The 15,056-nt window shown below is 61.6% G+C and carries 16 protein-coding genes and 1 pseudogene; 8 read left to right on the top strand and 9 right to left on the bottom strand.

What is annotated here, in order from left to right; genetic code table 11:
- Positions 1-17 precede the first annotated feature (17 nt).
- The 5 genes from VSR34_RS07425 to VSR34_RS07405 all read left to right on the top strand — a co-directional run bounded on the left by VSR34_RS07425 (position 18) and on the right by VSR34_RS07405 (position 5,006).
- Positions 18-449 carry a chromate resistance protein ChrB domain-containing protein gene (locus tag VSR34_RS07425; protein WP_028211001.1) on the top strand — a complete coding sequence of 144 codons (432 nt, stop codon included), beginning with the start codon at positions 18-20 and terminating at the stop codon, positions 447-449.
- The gene (locus VSR34_RS07420; RefSeq protein WP_342962226.1) at positions 436-1,692 is read left to right on the top strand and encodes an MFS transporter; all 1,257 of its coding nucleotides are present in this window, start codon (positions 436-438) and stop codon (positions 1,690-1,692) included. The genes VSR34_RS07425 and VSR34_RS07420 overlap by 14 nt, the downstream gene beginning before the upstream one ends.
- 363 nt (positions 1,693-2,055) lie before the next feature.
- Complete coding sequence (locus tag VSR34_RS07415; RefSeq protein ID WP_342962255.1) at positions 2,056-3,006, top strand: YncE family protein; 951 nt, start codon at positions 2,056-2,058, stop codon at positions 3,004-3,006.
- 75 nt (positions 3,007-3,081) lie between these two features.
- Positions 3,082-4,230: a DUF3182 family protein gene (locus VSR34_RS07410; protein WP_342962225.1), complete on the top strand. Its 1,149-nt coding sequence runs from the start codon at positions 3,082-3,084 to the stop codon at positions 4,228-4,230.
- Positions 4,227-5,006, top strand: coding sequence for an alpha/beta fold hydrolase (locus tag VSR34_RS07405; RefSeq protein WP_028229850.1), 780 nt, complete (start codon positions 4,227-4,229; stop codon positions 5,004-5,006). Before VSR34_RS07410 ends, VSR34_RS07405 begins: the two co-directional genes overlap by 4 nt.
- Before the next feature lie 62 nt (positions 5,007-5,068).
- Here VSR34_RS07405 and VSR34_RS07400 read toward each other — a convergent pair whose 3' ends face one another.
- Genes VSR34_RS07400 through VSR34_RS07390 form a run of 3 tightly spaced genes read right to left on the bottom strand, consistent with a single transcriptional unit; the run spans position 5,069 to position 7,043 of the window.
- The gene (locus VSR34_RS07400; protein WP_028215727.1) at positions 5,069-5,566 is read right to left on the bottom strand and encodes a TPM domain-containing protein; all 498 of its coding nucleotides are present in this window, start codon (positions 5,564-5,566) and stop codon (positions 5,069-5,071) included.
- Between the two features lie 2 nt (positions 5,567-5,568).
- A complete protein-coding gene (locus VSR34_RS07395; protein ID WP_342962224.1) occupies positions 5,569-6,420 on the bottom strand; it encodes a YgcG family protein in 852 nt (283 codons plus the stop codon).
- Positions 6,417-7,043 carry a LemA family protein gene (locus VSR34_RS07390; RefSeq protein ID WP_042287984.1) on the bottom strand — a complete coding sequence of 209 codons (627 nt, stop codon included), beginning with the start codon at positions 7,041-7,043 and terminating at the stop codon, positions 6,417-6,419. The genes VSR34_RS07395 and VSR34_RS07390 overlap by 4 nt, the downstream gene beginning before the upstream one ends.
- 402 nt (positions 7,044-7,445) lie before the next feature.
- On the opposite strand from VSR34_RS07390, the gene VSR34_RS07385 reads away from it, so the two are divergent.
- Genes VSR34_RS07385 through VSR34_RS07375 form a run of 3 tightly spaced genes read left to right on the top strand, consistent with a single transcriptional unit; the run spans position 7,446 to position 10,779 of the window.
- Positions 7,446-7,706 carry a DUF2933 domain-containing protein gene (locus VSR34_RS07385; RefSeq protein WP_342962223.1) on the top strand — a complete coding sequence of 87 codons (261 nt, stop codon included), beginning with the start codon at positions 7,446-7,448 and terminating at the stop codon, positions 7,704-7,706.
- Positions 7,690-8,346, top strand: a complete 657-nt coding sequence (locus VSR34_RS07380; protein ID WP_028229854.1) for an isoprenylcysteine carboxylmethyltransferase family protein — start codon at positions 7,690-7,692, stop codon at positions 8,344-8,346. The genes VSR34_RS07385 and VSR34_RS07380 overlap by 17 nt, the downstream gene beginning before the upstream one ends.
- A gap of 21 nt (positions 8,347-8,367) precedes the next feature.
- Positions 8,368-10,779, top strand: a complete 2,412-nt coding sequence (locus tag VSR34_RS07375) for a heavy metal translocating P-type ATPase (RefSeq protein ID WP_342962222.1) — start codon at positions 8,368-8,370, stop codon at positions 10,777-10,779.
- A gap of 309 nt (positions 10,780-11,088) precedes the next feature.
- Here VSR34_RS07375 and VSR34_RS07370 read toward each other — a convergent pair whose 3' ends face one another.
- The 6 genes and pseudogenes from VSR34_RS07370 to VSR34_RS07345 form a co-directional block, all read right to left on the bottom strand.
- Positions 11,089-11,487, bottom strand: a complete 399-nt coding sequence (locus VSR34_RS07370) for a DUF305 domain-containing protein (protein ID WP_028215660.1) — start codon at positions 11,485-11,487, stop codon at positions 11,089-11,091.
- 37 nt (positions 11,488-11,524) lie between these two features.
- On the bottom strand, positions 11,525-11,734 hold the full coding sequence (locus VSR34_RS07365; RefSeq protein ID WP_342962254.1) for a heavy-metal-associated domain-containing protein: 210 nt from the start codon (positions 11,732-11,734) through the stop codon (positions 11,525-11,527).
- Between the two features lie 170 nt (positions 11,735-11,904).
- Positions 11,905-12,507, bottom strand: coding sequence for a phosphatase PAP2 family protein (locus tag VSR34_RS07360; RefSeq protein ID WP_028215662.1), 603 nt, complete (start codon positions 12,505-12,507; stop codon positions 11,905-11,907).
- 114 nt (positions 12,508-12,621) lie between these two features.
- Entirely contained in the window at positions 12,622-13,131 is a 510-nt protein-coding gene (locus VSR34_RS07355) for a DUF2127 domain-containing protein (protein ID WP_342962221.1), read from the bottom strand.
- A gap of 46 nt (positions 13,132-13,177) precedes the next feature.
- Positions 13,178-13,504 (bottom strand): annotated as a pseudogene (locus VSR34_RS07350) (response regulator); the annotation flags it as partial.
- A 267-nt stretch (positions 13,505-13,771) separates the two neighbouring features.
- A complete protein-coding gene (locus tag VSR34_RS07345; protein ID WP_342962220.1) occupies positions 13,772-14,941 on the bottom strand; it encodes a GNAT family N-acetyltransferase in 1,170 nt (389 codons plus the stop codon).
- Between the last annotated feature and the right edge of the window lie 115 nt (positions 14,942-15,056).

Below are 15,056 nucleotides of genomic sequence, written 5' to 3'. Positions count from 1 at the left end.
GAACGGGAGGAGGCGTTATGAAATGGATTACGCGCGAACGGCCCAAAATCGACCGTATTGCCTGCCCGTGGCTGATTGCCCGTTTCATCGACAAGGAACCAGAGTTCCTCTACGTGCCTCGCGACGAGGTCAAGCGCCTCGCTCAGCAGACTGGGGCGATTCCCTTCGACGTGCCGGACGTCGAGCTCGGTCACCACGGCGAACTCTGCAGCTTCGATGCCTTCCTGCGGAAATATCAACTGGACGAACCCGCGCTGATCAGGCTCGCCAGCATCGTGCGGGGCGCCGATACCGGGCGGCTCGATCTGGCGCCAGAGGCGACCGGGCTCTACGCCATCTCGATTGGCCTGTCGCGCAACTTCACCGACGATCATGAGCAGTTGCAGCAGGGCATGATCGTCTACGACGCGCTGTATGCGTGGTGCAAGAGCAGCAATGAACGCACGTGAGGAAGGTCGCTCTCTTTCGCTGGCAGCCCGGATGTCAAGACGGGTGTTGCCAGCGGGCGCTGACCGCGCGGCGCGGCTGCTGCTGGTAAGCCGAGGACTGCGGGGCTTCTGTGACGGTTTCATCGCGGTGCTGTTACCCGCCTGGCTGCTCGCGCTCGGGTTCGCCAAGGTCGATGTCGGCCTGATCAGCACCGCGACGCTGGTCGGCTCCGCTGTTGCCACGATCGCAGTCGGTGTGCTTGCCAATCGCTTCGCGGCACGGCGGATGTTTATATTTGCCGCGGCACTGATGGTCGCGACCGGCCTCGGCTTTGCGGGGTTATCGTCGCTGCTGCCGCTGCTCATCGTTGCCTTTGTCGGAACGCTCAACCCGAGCTCGGGCGACGTCAGTCTTTTTCTCCCCCTCGAACAATCGCGGCTTGCGGGGATGGCGACGGGAGATGCACGAACGGCGCTATTCGCCCGCTACAGCCTGGTCGGTGCCGTTTCGGCAGCGGTCGGTTCACTCGCAGCGGGCGTGCCCGCATGGCTCGTAGCACACGCACACATGGCGGAACTGACTGCCATGCGTACGATGTTCATCGTGTATGCGGTGACGGGCGGTGCGATCTGGCTGCTCTATCGTCGCCTGCCGCCTTCCGGTGCACAGCCTTCCGGCCCGGGCGCACCGCTCGGTGAGTCACGGCGCATCGTGACGCGTCTCGCGTTGCTGTTCAGCGTCGATGCGTTTGCCGGCGGCATGGTCGTCAATGCCTTGATGTCACTCTGGCTCATGCAACGCTTCGGCCTGTCAGTCGGTGCGACAGGCCAGTTCTTTTTCTGGGCGGGGCTGCTCACCGCGCTCTCCCAGCTCGCCGCACCGCCACTCGCCAGCAAGATCGGGTTGCTGAACACAATGGTGTTCACGCATATCCCGGCCAGCCTGTGCCTGATCGCCGCGGCCTTTGCCGCTTCGTTGCCGATGACGCTGGCGCTGCTGCTTGCGCGCAGCGCATTGTCCCAGATGGACGTTCCTACGCGCACCGCCTACGTGATGGCTGTCGTCACGCCGGCCGAGCGGCCCGCCGCTGCGAGCTTCACTTCGGTACCGCGAAGCCTCGCTGCCTCACTGGCACCGTCTCTGGCGGGCGGCCTTATCGGCATCGGCTGGCTCGGCGCACCGCTTGTCGCGTGCGGCGCCCTCAAGATCGCCTATGACCTGTCGCTGCTTTTCCTGTTCCGCCACGTCAAGCCGGATCGCTGAGAACGATGATCGAAATTCATTCCTGCAACGCAGGCGTGAGGAGACCAGCCGGAGCGCAGTTTTCGAAAGAACAAAAAATTGCTGCGTACTCGTGCACCCTGTCCGAGGAGGAATTTCTGATGTCATCGGCGTCGACCTGGCCAGAGGTGTCAAGGCGGCTCTGGACGCGCAGGCCGCGATCGCGCATTGACGCGCTGCGCGGCCATTTGTGCGCGACGCCATCGCACCGCCATGCGCGTAGTGGTGGCAGTCGCGCCGCAGGAGGCATTCATGAAAACCTTGCAACAGTGGCGTTTGCGCCCGGCGGTCTTGTTGTACCTCGTCCTCCTCGGTCTGTGTACAGCCTTGGGCGTTCTGGTGCATATGATTCCGCCCGCTGCCGGGCAGGAGGTCAACAATCTCCCACTGACGCACGTCGCAGATATCCCGCTGCCAGGTCGCGCCACGCGGCTTGACTACGCAAGCTACGATCCCGATCGCCATCTGCTGTTCATCGCGCACCTCGGCGACGGAGAGGTGATTGCCGTGGATGTGAACAGATCGCGCGTGGTCGCACGGATTCCTGACGTTTCATCCGTGCATGGCGTACTTGCAATTCCCGAAATATCGCGCGTGTATGCCTCGGCTACGGGAACGGACGAGATCGTGGCCATCGATGAAGCAACATTCAAAGTCGTCGCGCGCATGCCTGGCGGACACTATCCTGACGGGATGGCTTACGCGCCCGAGGTGCACAAGCTCTACGTATCTGACGAGACCGGTAGCACGGAAACCGTCGTGGATGTCCGGACCAACCAGCGTGTCGCGACGATTCCGCTTGGTGGCGAGGTTGGCAACACGCAATACGATGCGCAATCACGTCACATCTTCGTCAACGTGCAGTCACGCAACGAACTCGCAGAAATCGACCCGACGGTCGACAGGATCGTTGCCCGCTTTGCCCTCCAGGGAGCCGACGACAACCATGGACTGCTGGTCGATTCGCGGGATAGCCTCGCGTTCGTTGCCTGTCAGGGCAACGACAAGCTGCTCGTGTTCGACATGGCAGCACGGCGGGTGGTCCAGTCGTTTGACATCGGCAAGGACCCGGACGTACTCGCGTTCGATCCGGCACCGGGCAGACTCTATGTGGCCGGGGAAGCGGGCGTGGTTTCGGTTTTCAGTGTCAAGGGCCCGCGTGTAGCCAACGTCGGCGAAGGGCGGCTCGGACCGAACGCGCACGTGGTCGCTGTCGACCCCGCGACACACCGTTCATATTTCCCGCTGAAGAACGTTGACGGACACCCGGTGCTGCGCGTGATGGCGCCCGGGTGATGTCTTCCATGGCTGAAATACAGTCTGACTCTGTGTCAATATGAGACGATTGCGCCACGGCGCGGGGAGGACGACATGAAGGCGCGTTTATCGCCGGCGAAGCCAGCGCTGCCCGTTGTCCTCGTCTATCGTGGGTCACGCACGAGGGATCGGACCGGTCACGAGGTCGATACGCTTTGGGCGCTCGCGAGGCAGATCGCCGAACTGAAGGGCACGACGCTTGCGGGCGAGTTCAATGAGAGCGATGCCTATCCCGCGCATCGCTATCTGGTCCCGGAGGACACGCTGACGCTGACGCAAGCGCGCAAGCTCGGGGTACGATCCGTGCGCGATCTGTTCGGCGGCGTCGTGCCGTTTCCGTTCGTCGCGACGAAGCTGATCGCACACGCGCTGCCCGACGACGCGCAGGCTTCGCCGCCTGGCTGGTCGCGCGCATTCGGCGAACACATTGCTTCGCTGGTGTTGCCGGGCTATTCCGCGTTTTCGCGCGACGATGCCTGCAACGCGGCGCGCAGGCTCTGGGCGCAGGGCCGTGTGCGGGTCAAGCGGCCCTGTGGGATCGGCGGAGCGGGACAGGCACTGGTCGCCAATATGGATGAACTGAATGCGGAACTCGACGCGCTCGGCGGCGAGGCGCTTGCAGCGGAAGGCATTGTCGTCGAACGGCATCTGGACGACATTGAAACGTTGAGCGTCGGCCAGGTGACGCTCGACGATCTGGTCGCGAGCTACTATGGCGTGCAGCATCTGACGCTCAACAACCATGGCCACCATGTATATGGCGGCACAGACCTGGTGGTCGTGCATGGCGGCTTCGACATGCTTGCGCAACTCGAGGTCACAAGCGATATCCGTGAGGCGATCAGCAAGGCGCGCGCATTCGATGCCGCCGTGCAAAACGACTACGCCGGCTATTTCGCATCGAGACGCAACTACGACGTCGCCTGGGGCATCGATGCGCAGGGCGTGCGCCATTGCGGCGTGCTCGAGCAGTCGTGGCGGGTCGGCGGCGCAACGGGCGCGGAGCTCGGCGCGTTACACGTGTTCAGGGCGTACCCTCAGGTATGTGCGGTGCGCGCCTCGACACGTGAGCTCTACGGAGACGACGTACAGGTGCCCGACGGCGCCTGCATCATCTATCGAGGCGTCGATGCGCACGCGGGCGCCATCACGAAGTACTACACGGTGGATCGCCATACCTTGCAACGGAGCAGCGGAAAATGACAGCGGAACGTTATGGCGTGCAGATCAAGGTCGAGAACGGCTACCTCGACGGGACCCTGCTCGCACCGAAGACAACGGTGCCGGGCGTTCTTTTCGTGCACGGCTGGGGCGGCAATCAGGAGCAGTATCTCGAGCGCGCCCGGCAAACGGCGGCATTCGGCTGCGTCTGCCTGACCTTCGATCTGACGGGACATGGACGTACGCTCGATGAACAGCAAAAGGTGACGCGGGAAACCAATCTGCAGGACCTGCTTGCCGCCTACGACGCGCTCGTTGACCATCCGTTGGTCGATCGCGATGCGGTTGCTGTGATCGGCAGCAGCTACGGGGGCTATCTCGCAGCGATCCTGACGGAACTTCGCCCCGTGCGTTGGCTGGGTCTGCGCGTACCGGCGCTCTACCTCGACGAAGGATGGCACACGCCGAAGCGCGCCCTGCACGTCGAGCATGATCTCGTCGCGTATCGCAAACGCATCGTGCCATCGTCGGACAATCGCGCGTTGCGCGCGGCGGCCCGCTTTGGTGGAGATGTGCTGCTCGTCGAATCAGAGCATGACGAGATCGTGCCGCACACCGTGATCGCCAGCTATCTGCAGGCCTTTTTGCAGGCGCACTCGCTCACGTACCGGATCATCGAAGGCGCCGACCATGGGCTATCGGACGATCCCAGCCAGCGGGCCTATACCGCGCTTGTCGTGAACTGGCTGATGGAAATGGTCGCGGGCCGGCGCGCAGGGGTCCGCGGGACTGCGCCGGAGCATGCTGCGACCTGGTGAGCCCGCGAGCGATTCGTGCACCGATCACCGCGTGAATGCGACTTGTCCTCGGTATCGGGGCATCACATGACGACCGGCGAACTCGGCAACTCGTCGCGGGGAGGGCAGTGAGCCGGAAAATGCTTCGCGAGAAGTTGGGTAACCTGCTCTATACCTCGCAGGACGCCGGACTGGTACGCATCCTGTCGAAATGCTGCTTCCATCGCACGACAGATTGCCTCCCACTCGCTGCTATCTACTTTCGCGTGAATACCGCGGTCCGCAATGATTTCCACATCCCTGTCAGCAAGGAGAAGATAGATAAGCACGCCATTGTTGTACTCGGTATCCCACACGCGGAGCTGGGAGAAGATATCAATTGCCCGCTCGCGGGCAGACACCCCTTTGAAAAGCGCAGCGCTGTGTAATGCCCCCTCGACCGCGAACCTGACCTGGCCAATGTGCGCCTGATGGCTTTTCTGCACTGCCTTCTCGATGGCATGAAGCGAACGGCGGGGGAAGGCTGCATTGACGTGCCAACGGGTCATGAAGAGGTGTCTGAAAAGTCGCTTCGAGTCCATGATTACCACCTGCCTGATGCGCCGCCGCCGCCGAATCCGCCACCGCCGCCCCGAAAGATGTCGCGATTTGAACCGCCACCGAATCTGCCGGACCCACCGCCGATGAACCGGCCGCCGACATAGGCGCCCATTCCGCTACCCAGAAGCGTGAACATCAATGCAATCGCACCCGCAGCGACGGCAACGAGGAAGGCGCCAGACAGGAGCCACGCCAGCAACCCGATCAGTCCGCCCGTGACGATTGCGCCTGGCAGCCTGCCGAATATCGTGCGCAGTATGCCGCCTGCGATGACGGTCAGCATGAAGAGTATCGGCAGCAACCCCCTGGAACCGCCAGAACTTCGTTCTGGCGGTGCAGGCAATGGCTCGCCGTCGACAACACGCATGATGCTTTCGACGCCGGACGAGATGCCGCCGTAGAAATCCGCCCGCCTGAATTGCGGAACAATCGTTTCGTCGATTATGCGGTTGCTCGTGGCGTCGGTGAGCACCCCTTCGAGGCCATATCCGACTTCGATACGCAGTGTCCGGTCGTTTTTCGCGACAATCAGCAGAACGCCGTCGTCGACATTCTTGCGGCCAAGCTTCCATTGCTCGACGACGCGTATCGAATACTGTTCGATAGTCTCCGGCTGCGTCGTCGAAACGATGAGGACGGAAATCTGTGCGCCCTTTTTGGCCTCGAAATCCTTCAGCGTCTGCTCGAGGGTCGCCCTTTGCTCGTCCGTGAGCGTGCCTGTCTCGTCTGTCACCCTTGCCGTCAAGACAGGCACAGCGACATCGGCCTGAACTTCAGCGCTGACAAACGAGAAGAGTGCGACGATGAGTGCAATCGCCACGCGCACGACGTTCAATTGGACACCCCGCCCGCTGACGCCGGCGGCGTCCCGAAATCCACGCGCGGCGCTTTCGAAACCTCGGCTTCGTTACTGACCGAGAAGCTGGGTTTTTCCTGAAAACCGAAGGCCTTTGCCGTCAGGTTGGACGGGAATGACCGTACCGTTGTGTTGTAAGCCTGAACGGCCCGGATATAGCGATTCCTCGCGACGGCAATGCGGTTTTCCGTCCCTTCGAGCTGCGCCTGTAAATCCCGGAAGTTCGCGTCGGCTTTCAGTTGTGGGTAGTTCTCGGAGACCACCAGCAACCTCGACAGGGACGAAGTCAGCTGCCCCTGTGCAGCCTCAAATTCGGCGAAGGCTTGCGGGTTCGAAAGCAGTTCCGGCGTTGCTTTGATCGAACCCACCTGTGCGCGAGCTTCGGTCACACGCGTGAGCACGTCTCTTTCATGATTCGCGTACCCCTTGACCGTGCTGACGAGGTTTGGCACGAGGTCTGCGCGGCGTTGATACTGATTCAGCACTTCCGACCAGCTTGCCGTAACCTGTTCGTCCTGGGTCTGGATGGTGTTGTAGCCGCAACCAGACAGCCCGAGAACGATAGCCAGCAGGAGCAAATTCCTGAGCGTGCGTGTCACCATTTTTCCAATCCGCAAGGAGCTGACGAGCGCGACGCGAAAGGGCACAGACAAGCTGCCACTCACTCGCACGCTCAGACCAGGATCTTCACGTTACGCGGCCGGCATCCGCCCCTTTTGATGCAGGTCAATGAGCGTCTCCGTTTCGCATTGGACGCGACGCTCATCTCGACACGGTGGCAATCTGTCCCCTTTCGATGTCAAGCCGTTGACTTGCATCAATATCTTCTGCCGCGTAGCCGGTAGCTTGAGGAAGACATTTCCAATATGGCTGCAGGACATAAAAGCTCGCGCCAGAGCAGTTGCGTCAGCGGCAGCACATGACTGGTGGCGATGCGCGCCGCACGGCGTGATATCAGTGTCTGGGTCCTGCTGGTCACGTAAATTCACTTCGGAGAATTTCTGATGGACGAGGTTCCACACGGCGCACGCCCTTTCTGGAAGTCACGGGCGGCAATTGCGATGACCGTCTTTGGTTTAATCGCGGTCTTTCTGATGTTTTCCGAGCATCGTGCCCACTTCCTCGGTGTGATCCCTTATCTGCTGCTGCTCTCATGCCCATTGATGCATCTCTTCATGCACCACGGCCATGGCCATGGGCAACATTCGCACCGGGACAGTGCCGACCGGGAGCAATCAGGAGACGGCCATGATTCATTCCGCTAGCGGATACGGCCTGTGGGGACTGGTTGTTGTCAATTCCCTCGTCTTCATCATTTTTGCCTTCAGCTTTTTCAAGCCTTCGACGAAGCGGGACTGGCGCACGTTCGGCGGATTCTCCGCGTTCATCGTCGCCCTGTTTGCGGAGATGTACGGGTTCCCGCTCACCGTTTACCTGCTCTCGGGGTGGCTCCAATCCCGATTTCCGCAAACCGACCTGTTTTCGCATGATTCCGGGCACCTCTGGTGGATGATGACGGGCCGGCACGGCAATCCACATTTCGCTCTCCCGCATCTGCTAAGCCTCGCCTTCATCTTCGGTGGCTTTTACCTGCTGGCGAAGGCCTGGCACGTGCTATATGACGCGCAGCGCAGCGGAAAGCTGGCGACCTGCGGACCCTATGCCAGGATTCGGCACCCGCAGTACGCCGCCTTTGTCGTCATCATGTTCGGGTTTCTGCTCCAGTGGCCGACGCTCGTGACGCTCGTGATGTTCCCGGTGCTGGTCTTCATGTACGTGAAGCTGGCCATGCAGGAGGAGCAGGAAGCCGAAGAGCAGTTCGGCGAGGCCTGGCGAGAGTACGCCGCGCGCACGCCGCGCTTTATTCCCAGATTATCGGGGGATGACGCGGTACACGTGCATTGAGTCATTCCGGGAGCCTTCACGATGTCAGACCTGCATACCCATGCCCACGCCAGAGTCGAGCCCGTGGACGAACACGCCGTCGCCACGCAAGGCGTATCCGAAGCCCTTGATCCGGTATGCGGAATGAAGGTCACAACGGATTCGGCAAATCACCTCACCCACCGAGACCAGACATATTACTTCTGCAGCATCAAGTGCCTGGGGACATTTCAGGCTGAACCGGATAGATACCTTGATCCGACGGAGAAAAAGAACAGTCGCGTCCGCGAGCCAGGTTCCGGTGTCATCTACACGTGCCCAATGCATCCGCAAATTCGTGCCTCGGCCCCGGAGGCATGCCCCATCTGCGGTATGGCCCTGGAGCCGGTTACCCCTGCGGCGACGGAAGAACGAAACGTCGAACTGGAATCGATGACGCGACGTTTCTGGGTGAGTCTCGCGCTGTCGATTCCGCTGCTTCTCATGACGATGGGCAAAATGGTTTTGCCCTTCGATATCGACGCGGGACTCGAACATCTTTTCGGCGCGTGGCCATTGCCCCACTGGATACAGGCGTCATGGGCCCAGTGCGTTCAAGCGTTGCTTGCTACCCCCGTGGTGTTATGGGCCGGCTGGCCGTTTCTGCAACGCGGCTGGAAGTCGTTTGTCACGCGGCGGCTGAACATGTTCAGTCTCATCGGCCTGGGCGTCGCTGCTGCCTACGCGTTCAGCGTATTCGCACTTTTCTTCCCCGGCACGCTACCGCAAGCGTTCAGAAGCGGGAACGAACTGCCGCTGTATTTCGAGGCTGCTGCGGTAATCGTGACCCTCGTGCTGCTTGGGCAGGTGCTCGAACTTCGCGCACGTTCACGCACGTCGAGCGCCATCCGTGACCTGCTTCAGCTTGCCCCGCACACGGCCGTTCGTGTCCGGCCCGACGGCACGGAAGATATTGTGCGGCTCGAAGACGTCACCGTGGGCGACACCCTTCGCGTCAAGCCGGGTTCGAAGATACCCGTCGATGGCGTGGTGGTTGATGGGCGGTCGAGCGTCGACGAGTCAATGATTACCGGCGAACCGATTCCCGCCGAGAAGGTCGCGGGCAGCAAGGTGACCGGCGCAACCGTCAACCAGACCGGAACGTTCCTGATGCGCGCGGAGAAGGTTGGCTCCGACACGCTGCTCGCGAGGATCGTGCAGATGGTCGCGGAGGCTGGGCGCTCGCGTGCGCCTATCCAGAAACTCGCCGACCAGGTCTCAGGGTGGTTCGTGCTCGCAGTCATTGGCCTTGCGGCCGCTTCTTTTGTCGTCTGGGCCGTGGCCGGTCCTGCGCCCGCGCTGGCAAACGCACTGGTCGTTGCCATCAGCGTGCTCATCATCGCCTGCCCGTGCGCGCTCGGCCTCGCTACACCTGTATCCATCATCGTCGGGGTGGGACGTGGCGCCGGCGAAGGCGTGCTCATCAAGGACGCGGAAGCCCTGGAGTTGATGGAGAAGGTCGACACCGTCGTGGTCGACAAGACCGGAACCCTCACGGAGGGCAAACCGCGCGTGCAGACGGTCGTTGCGCTCGATGGCCGCTCCGGATCCCAGGTGCTTGGATACGCCGCGAGTCTCGAAGGTGCGAGCGAGCACCCTCTCGCGCAGGCCATCATCACGCACGCGAAGGAAGCGGGAACGGGCACGAATCACGTAGAAGATTTCGACTCGGTTCCCGGCAAAGGCGTGACCGGAAAAATCGAAGGGCACGTGGTATCGCTGGGCAATGTGCGCCTGATGGAGGAGATGAAAATCAACTGCTCGTCGATCGAAGAAAATACCGACGAGCTGCGCGATGCGGGGCAAACGGTCATGTATGTCGCGATAGACAGCGAACTGGCTGGCTACATCGGCGTGGCGGACCCCGTGAAAGGCACGACACCGGATGCCGTGCGCCTGCTGAAAGCGTCCGGCGTGCGCATTGTCATGCTTACCGGCGACAATCCCGTCACCGCGAACGCCGTGGCAAAGGCGCTCGCGCTCGATGGCGTCAGGGCCGGTGTGCTGCCTGAAGACAAGTACAAGCATGTGCAGGAGCTTCAGGCGCAGGGACACGTCGTCGCCATGGCCGGAGACGGTGTGAACGACGCGCCTGCGCTCGCGCAGGCAAATGTTGGCATCGCGATGGGAACAGGAACGGACGTGGCCATGAACAGCGCCCGCGTCGTTCTCGTCAAGGGAGACCTGCGCGGCATCGCGCGCGCCCGTGCGTTGAGCGTTGCCACGATGAAGAACATCCGCCAGAACCTGTTCTTCGCATTTGCCTACAACGCCGTGGGGATTCCGGTTGCGGCTGGTGTGCTCTATCCGTGGCTTGGGATTGTGCTCAGCCCGATTATCGCCAGTGCCGCAATGGCGTTGAGCTCGGTCTCTGTCATCGGCAACGCGCTACGGCTACGGACCGCGCGGACTTGACGACGGGCCGTCGCGTCTGTCCCGGTTGGAGCGTTGCTTGCCCAGGGAGGCAACGGTGTTGCATACCGTGACCACGAAGCGCGGGACCGTGCGTCGGCCTCTGTGCGCGTGGCTTCTCGCGGCCGTCGGTGCTGCGACTATCCTCATGGGCCTTTATTTCATGTTCGTACGGCCGCCCCTGCTAACGGAAGAGCGAAGACCGTCAGGGGCAGTGCCCGATTAGATTGCGAAGTCCGAGTGCCCATTGCGTCGCGGGGGCTACGGAATCCCCCGGCAATGATGACGGCCCACGAGCCGGGCCGTGCCGCATCACTTGCCGCCGTGCTTCTCCTGCCACCGCTGCATGAAGCCGATTTCATCGTGCTGGGCGTTGATAATGTTTTTCGCCAGCTTTTTCAGCTCCGGGTCCTTACCGTATTTCAGCTCGACCTTAGCCATGTCGATTGCTCCCTGATGATGGGGAATCATGTGAGCCACAAAGTCCTGGTCGGCGTTCCCGGTGTAGGGCGGCGCGCTCATCTCCTTCATCATCTTCTCGTCTGCGTCCTTGAACCCTTGCGTCGACGCATTCGCTCCCGCGTCATTCTGCGCGGACATCTTCATCCCGGGCATTGAATTGCTCTCCTGAGCGTCTACGGGAAGCGCAATCATGCCCGTGACGATACCGGCGCACACAAATAACGATCGGGCGAAGTAAGGAATTCGCATACGAAAGCTCCAGTTCTGAAAGAATGAGGTTTGGCGGTCAATCCGCCGAGGGCGAATTGACCGTTGGATGAAATCCGGTCGCTTCGATGGCTGCGGCCAGCCGCTGCGGCGGCAGCACGGAATCGATTTTCACGATTTTGGCTGCAATATCGATATCGAGCCTGGCCGCAGGGTCTATACCGGTGACCGCGCGCGTGATCGCGCGGGCACAGCCTCCACAGGACATATCCTTCACTTCGAATTCCATCTTTCCCTCCATCAGTGCGAAGAACGCTTTAACAATGAAGCTTTCCACAATGGGAAGGTCAAGCGGTTTTTGCAGTGAGGCGGATAGCGCCGATCGCCCGGTATCGCCGGGAAAATGCCGGCGCATGTTTGCGTCGATTGGCAACCGGCGTTTTCAATGGCGCGTATCAACTACGGCCGAAGCCATCGTTCACCAATCGTCATGGCGAGCGCTTTCCTGTAAACCGTGATCAGTGCGCGGGTCACGGTCATGCCGCCGAAACGCCACAACGTACTGCCGAGCATGCACGCCAGCGAGGCGACAATCACCGCCCCAACCATGTCAAACGGCCAGTGCACGCCAATGAACACGCGGGCCCACGCAACTGCGATATCGACGGACAGTACGAGCAATCCAGTTCGGCGCTTTCCGGCAGAGAGTAGCGTGAACGAGATCGCGGAAAGCAGGGTGGCGTGATCGCTCGGAAATGACGAGTCAGGCGCATGCGCGAGGAACGTGTGACCGACCCCGATTGCGAATGGGCGAGGGTGGTACCACGCGATTCCGATAACCTGGTTGATGCCCAGCGCAAGCAGGCCGACGAGGCATGCGCGCACGGCAAGCGCTCGCCGCTCGTCCCCGCCTGCCAGCCACAGGCTCACGAGAAGGACTGGAACCAGGAGAATCGCATAGTTCGCGATGAGCACGCCCGCGGCAATTAGCCATTCCGGCGTTGCAGGCGAAGCGTTGAGTGCCAGAAATACGGTTCGATTCAATGTTTCAATGGCTTGCATAAATGGGCTTCCATATGTGACTTCAGTTCTTGCAGTAAAACCATCCAAAGTTTTCGCGCGCCGGCAGCCGTGAAACGGAATTTGGCGAGGGTAGGGGCGCCTGAGCGGACGCCGTCACGAACGCGCGATGACGATCTTGCGGGCGCTTCGTAGATACCGGTACTCGTGCCACGTGAGAGCAAGAATGACGCCGTCTAACGCCGTAACGAGCAGCAGCCAGATCGAATGCGTGAACGAAAACCGGTAGAGCTGATAGATGATGAACAAACCAAAAACGGTCATTGATACAGGGTAATACCAGAGTCTCTCCCGCAGCAGGCCAATAATCAGCCACAGCTTGATCACGCCGTGGGCGAGCAGATAGATGGCCGCGAACTTCTGGGTGCCGACGGAAAGATGTTGTACCGAATGGAGAAGAAAATTGGCGACGAGATCGTGGGGATCTTCGGCGAACTCTTCCCGGGTGACCCACATCACGAGCGTCAGAAAGCGCTGCTGGGAAACGAAGTACGTGGCAATACCCGCAACGATTTCCGAAAGTGCGAAAGCGGCCTTGAACCACAGGCTCACTTCGAACGCCAGGCGGAGTCTCTTTTCGTCGAGAAATCGATTCAAGCCGGGCAAGGAGTCTCTCCAATATTGCACGTTGCACACGCCAGCCGGAACCGGCTCACGCAGCCGCGGGTCCGGTTTCGATCGCCTCGTCGGACGCGAAACGCCCGTAACGCAATGCCAGCATCGGCAGTACGACCAGGTTCAGCGCGGTCGACGGTCTGACGAGATAGTCGTCGGCGCCGTGCACGAACTCTGCGAGCTTGTCGCCGAGCGCGTCCGGCGCGGTCAGCGTAAGCACGGGCGTGTCCCGGCCTGCCTGTTCCCGCAGCCTGCGGCAAAGCGTGAGCCCGTCCATGCCCGGCAGTGAAAGGTCGAGAAGGATAGCATCCCACGCCTCGGCGAGCGCCATCTGGAGCCCTGCGTTGCCATTGGACGCTACGTTCGCTCGCCTCAAGATAGTCCTGGGAAACGCTGGCGCGCTATCTCACGGAACGAGGCCTGCCCTCCACGACTGCGCGCTGGCGCGCGCAAAGGCCGGTTATCGGCACTCTCGACGAGGGCACCAACGCCGGCAGCGGCTCGGCGATCAGCAGCGCGCGGCTGTGGAGCAGGGTTGGCGCGAACCTCTCGCAACTTCATTTGGCGTTGTTGGCGCAAATTGCGGCGGCGGTGCGAGCCGAATAGCGCAAGGCAAATGTCGCGTTGCCGCTCAACCGCCGGCGAGCGCGCGGACTTTCCTGACGACCCGGCGAAGCTGCTGCGCCGCGAGCGGCAGTTCGGCGAGCCGGCCACGCAACGTTAGTATGACGAAATGCGACTCATACCTGCTTTTTTGGTTGGTCCAGCGCGCCTTGTAGGCCGAAAAGAACGGACGAAAGTCGAAATCCCGGCCGCTCGCGTGGGCCCAGCGCACCATGCTGTCGACGATCAGATTGCCGACCGAACATGCAGCGTAGGATTCGTCGTAGGTCGTGATGAAGTACTCGATGCTGCGCGGTCCGACCAGGTTGACCGAAGCGGCAACCGGGGTGCCGTCCAGTTTCACGAAATAGACGAGCGGCGTTGAAACGAGTTCGATCCGTCTCGCGAGGTCGATGAAGAAGTCACGCACTTCGTCGTCCATGAGAAACGATGCATCGAAGCCGCGCGCGCGAGCCCAGCGGCGCTTGTTCGCAAAGAGCCAGGTCAGCACCTCGCGGGCGTCATCGGCGTCCTGACACCAGCCATACTCAACTACGCCCTGCTCTGCGAGACGTCTTGCGCAGCGGCGCAGCGTCCCACGCAGCGATTCCGGCCGCGTGGCGAGGAAGGCGTCGTAGGTGGTGAAGGCGCAGAGGCCGATCGAGTAGCCGTCCACGCGACGCCAGCGCTCCGGTATCGCGCGCAGCACCCACGACTGCGGCACATTGGCGAGCGCGGCCGCAAGCGGGCTGTTTTGTTCGACAAAAAAGATTTCCAGCACGTCGGCGCCGACGCCGCACAACCCTTCGAGGGCGGCCGCGTAGAGGCGCACATCGGCTGGATCGGCGACGAGCGGGCCGGCGTACTCCTGGTCGTTCCCGCAGCCGAGCGCGCGTGCAACACGGTACGCGCCCCGGCGCACGATGATCACCGGCCAGAGCGCGACGAGCACCGTGCCGTCGCTCACGAGCACAACGCTGACTGTCTCGCCAAGCGCGAAGGCGCGGGCCGCAGCAACTTCGCAGTAAGTGAAATCCAGGCTCGGCGGACACGTAGCGGCCAGTGCCTCCCACGCTGGGCGCAGGCGTGCGAAGTCCGCCCCGGACCTGCACACCATGATGATATGGCGAAACGGGCTTCCCGCCTGAGCAGGCGCGGTTTGCGGGATGCTGGCGGCTTCGATCGACGTGTCTTGCATGGCATCCTCCGACAATTCAATGCGGCCGGGGCATCCAACTCATGCTGCAGGCGCATCATCGATAGCTCACGGTTCACACTGCAAAAGGAAGTTGAACCGTGCACCTCTCGTGAGG

The sequence above is a fragment of the Paraburkholderia sp. JHI2823 genome (genome assembly GCF_038900695.1).
Classification (GTDB): Bacteria; Pseudomonadota; Gammaproteobacteria; order Burkholderiales; family Burkholderiaceae; genus Paraburkholderia; species Paraburkholderia mimosarum.
The sequence above is the reverse complement of the archived record's forward strand: the minus strand, read 5'-3'. Positions and strand labels throughout refer to the sequence as shown.

Bases quoted from the DNA above. Each gene is read 5' to 3' on its own strand.
- VSR34_RS07420 (WP_342962226.1), top strand. From the start codon at position 436: ATGAACGCACGTGAGGAAGGTCGCTCTCTTTCGCTGGCAGCCCGGATG.
- VSR34_RS07390 (WP_042287984.1), bottom strand. From the start codon at position 7,043: ATGGTGACACGCACGCTCAGGAATTTGCTCCTGCTGGCTATCGTTCTC.
- VSR34_RS07380 (WP_028229854.1), top strand. From the start codon at position 7,690: ATGATTCATTCCGCTAGCGGATACGGCCTGTGGGGACTGGTTGTTGTC.
- VSR34_RS07410 (WP_342962225.1), top strand. From the start codon at position 3,082: ATGAAGGCGCGTTTATCGCCGGCGAAGCCAGCGCTGCCCGTTGTCCTC.
- VSR34_RS07365 (WP_342962254.1), bottom strand. From the start codon at position 11,734: ATGGAATTCGAAGTGAAGGATATGTCCTGTGGAGGCTGTGCCCGCGCG.
- VSR34_RS07385 (WP_342962223.1), top strand. From the start codon at position 7,446: ATGGACGAGGTTCCACACGGCGCACGCCCTTTCTGGAAGTCACGGGCG.
- VSR34_RS07360 (WP_028215662.1), bottom strand. From the start codon at position 12,507: ATGCAAGCCATTGAAACATTGAATCGAACCGTATTTCTGGCACTCAAC.
- VSR34_RS07370 (WP_028215660.1), bottom strand. From the start codon at position 11,487: ATGCGAATTCCTTACTTCGCCCGATCGTTATTTGTGTGCGCCGGTATC.
- VSR34_RS07415 (WP_342962255.1), top strand. From the start codon at position 2,056: ATGATTCCGCCCGCTGCCGGGCAGGAGGTCAACAATCTCCCACTGACG.
- VSR34_RS07400 (WP_028215727.1), bottom strand. From the start codon at position 5,566: ATGGACTCGAAGCGACTTTTCAGACACCTCTTCATGACCCGTTGGCAC.
- VSR34_RS07375 (WP_342962222.1), top strand. From the start codon at position 8,368: ATGTCAGACCTGCATACCCATGCCCACGCCAGAGTCGAGCCCGTGGAC.
- VSR34_RS07345 (WP_342962220.1), bottom strand. From the start codon at position 14,941: ATGCAAGACACGTCGATCGAAGCCGCCAGCATCCCGCAAACCGCGCCT.
- VSR34_RS07405 (WP_028229850.1), top strand. From the start codon at position 4,227: ATGACAGCGGAACGTTATGGCGTGCAGATCAAGGTCGAGAACGGCTAC.
- VSR34_RS07425 (WP_028211001.1), top strand. From the start codon at position 18: ATGAAATGGATTACGCGCGAACGGCCCAAAATCGACCGTATTGCCTGC.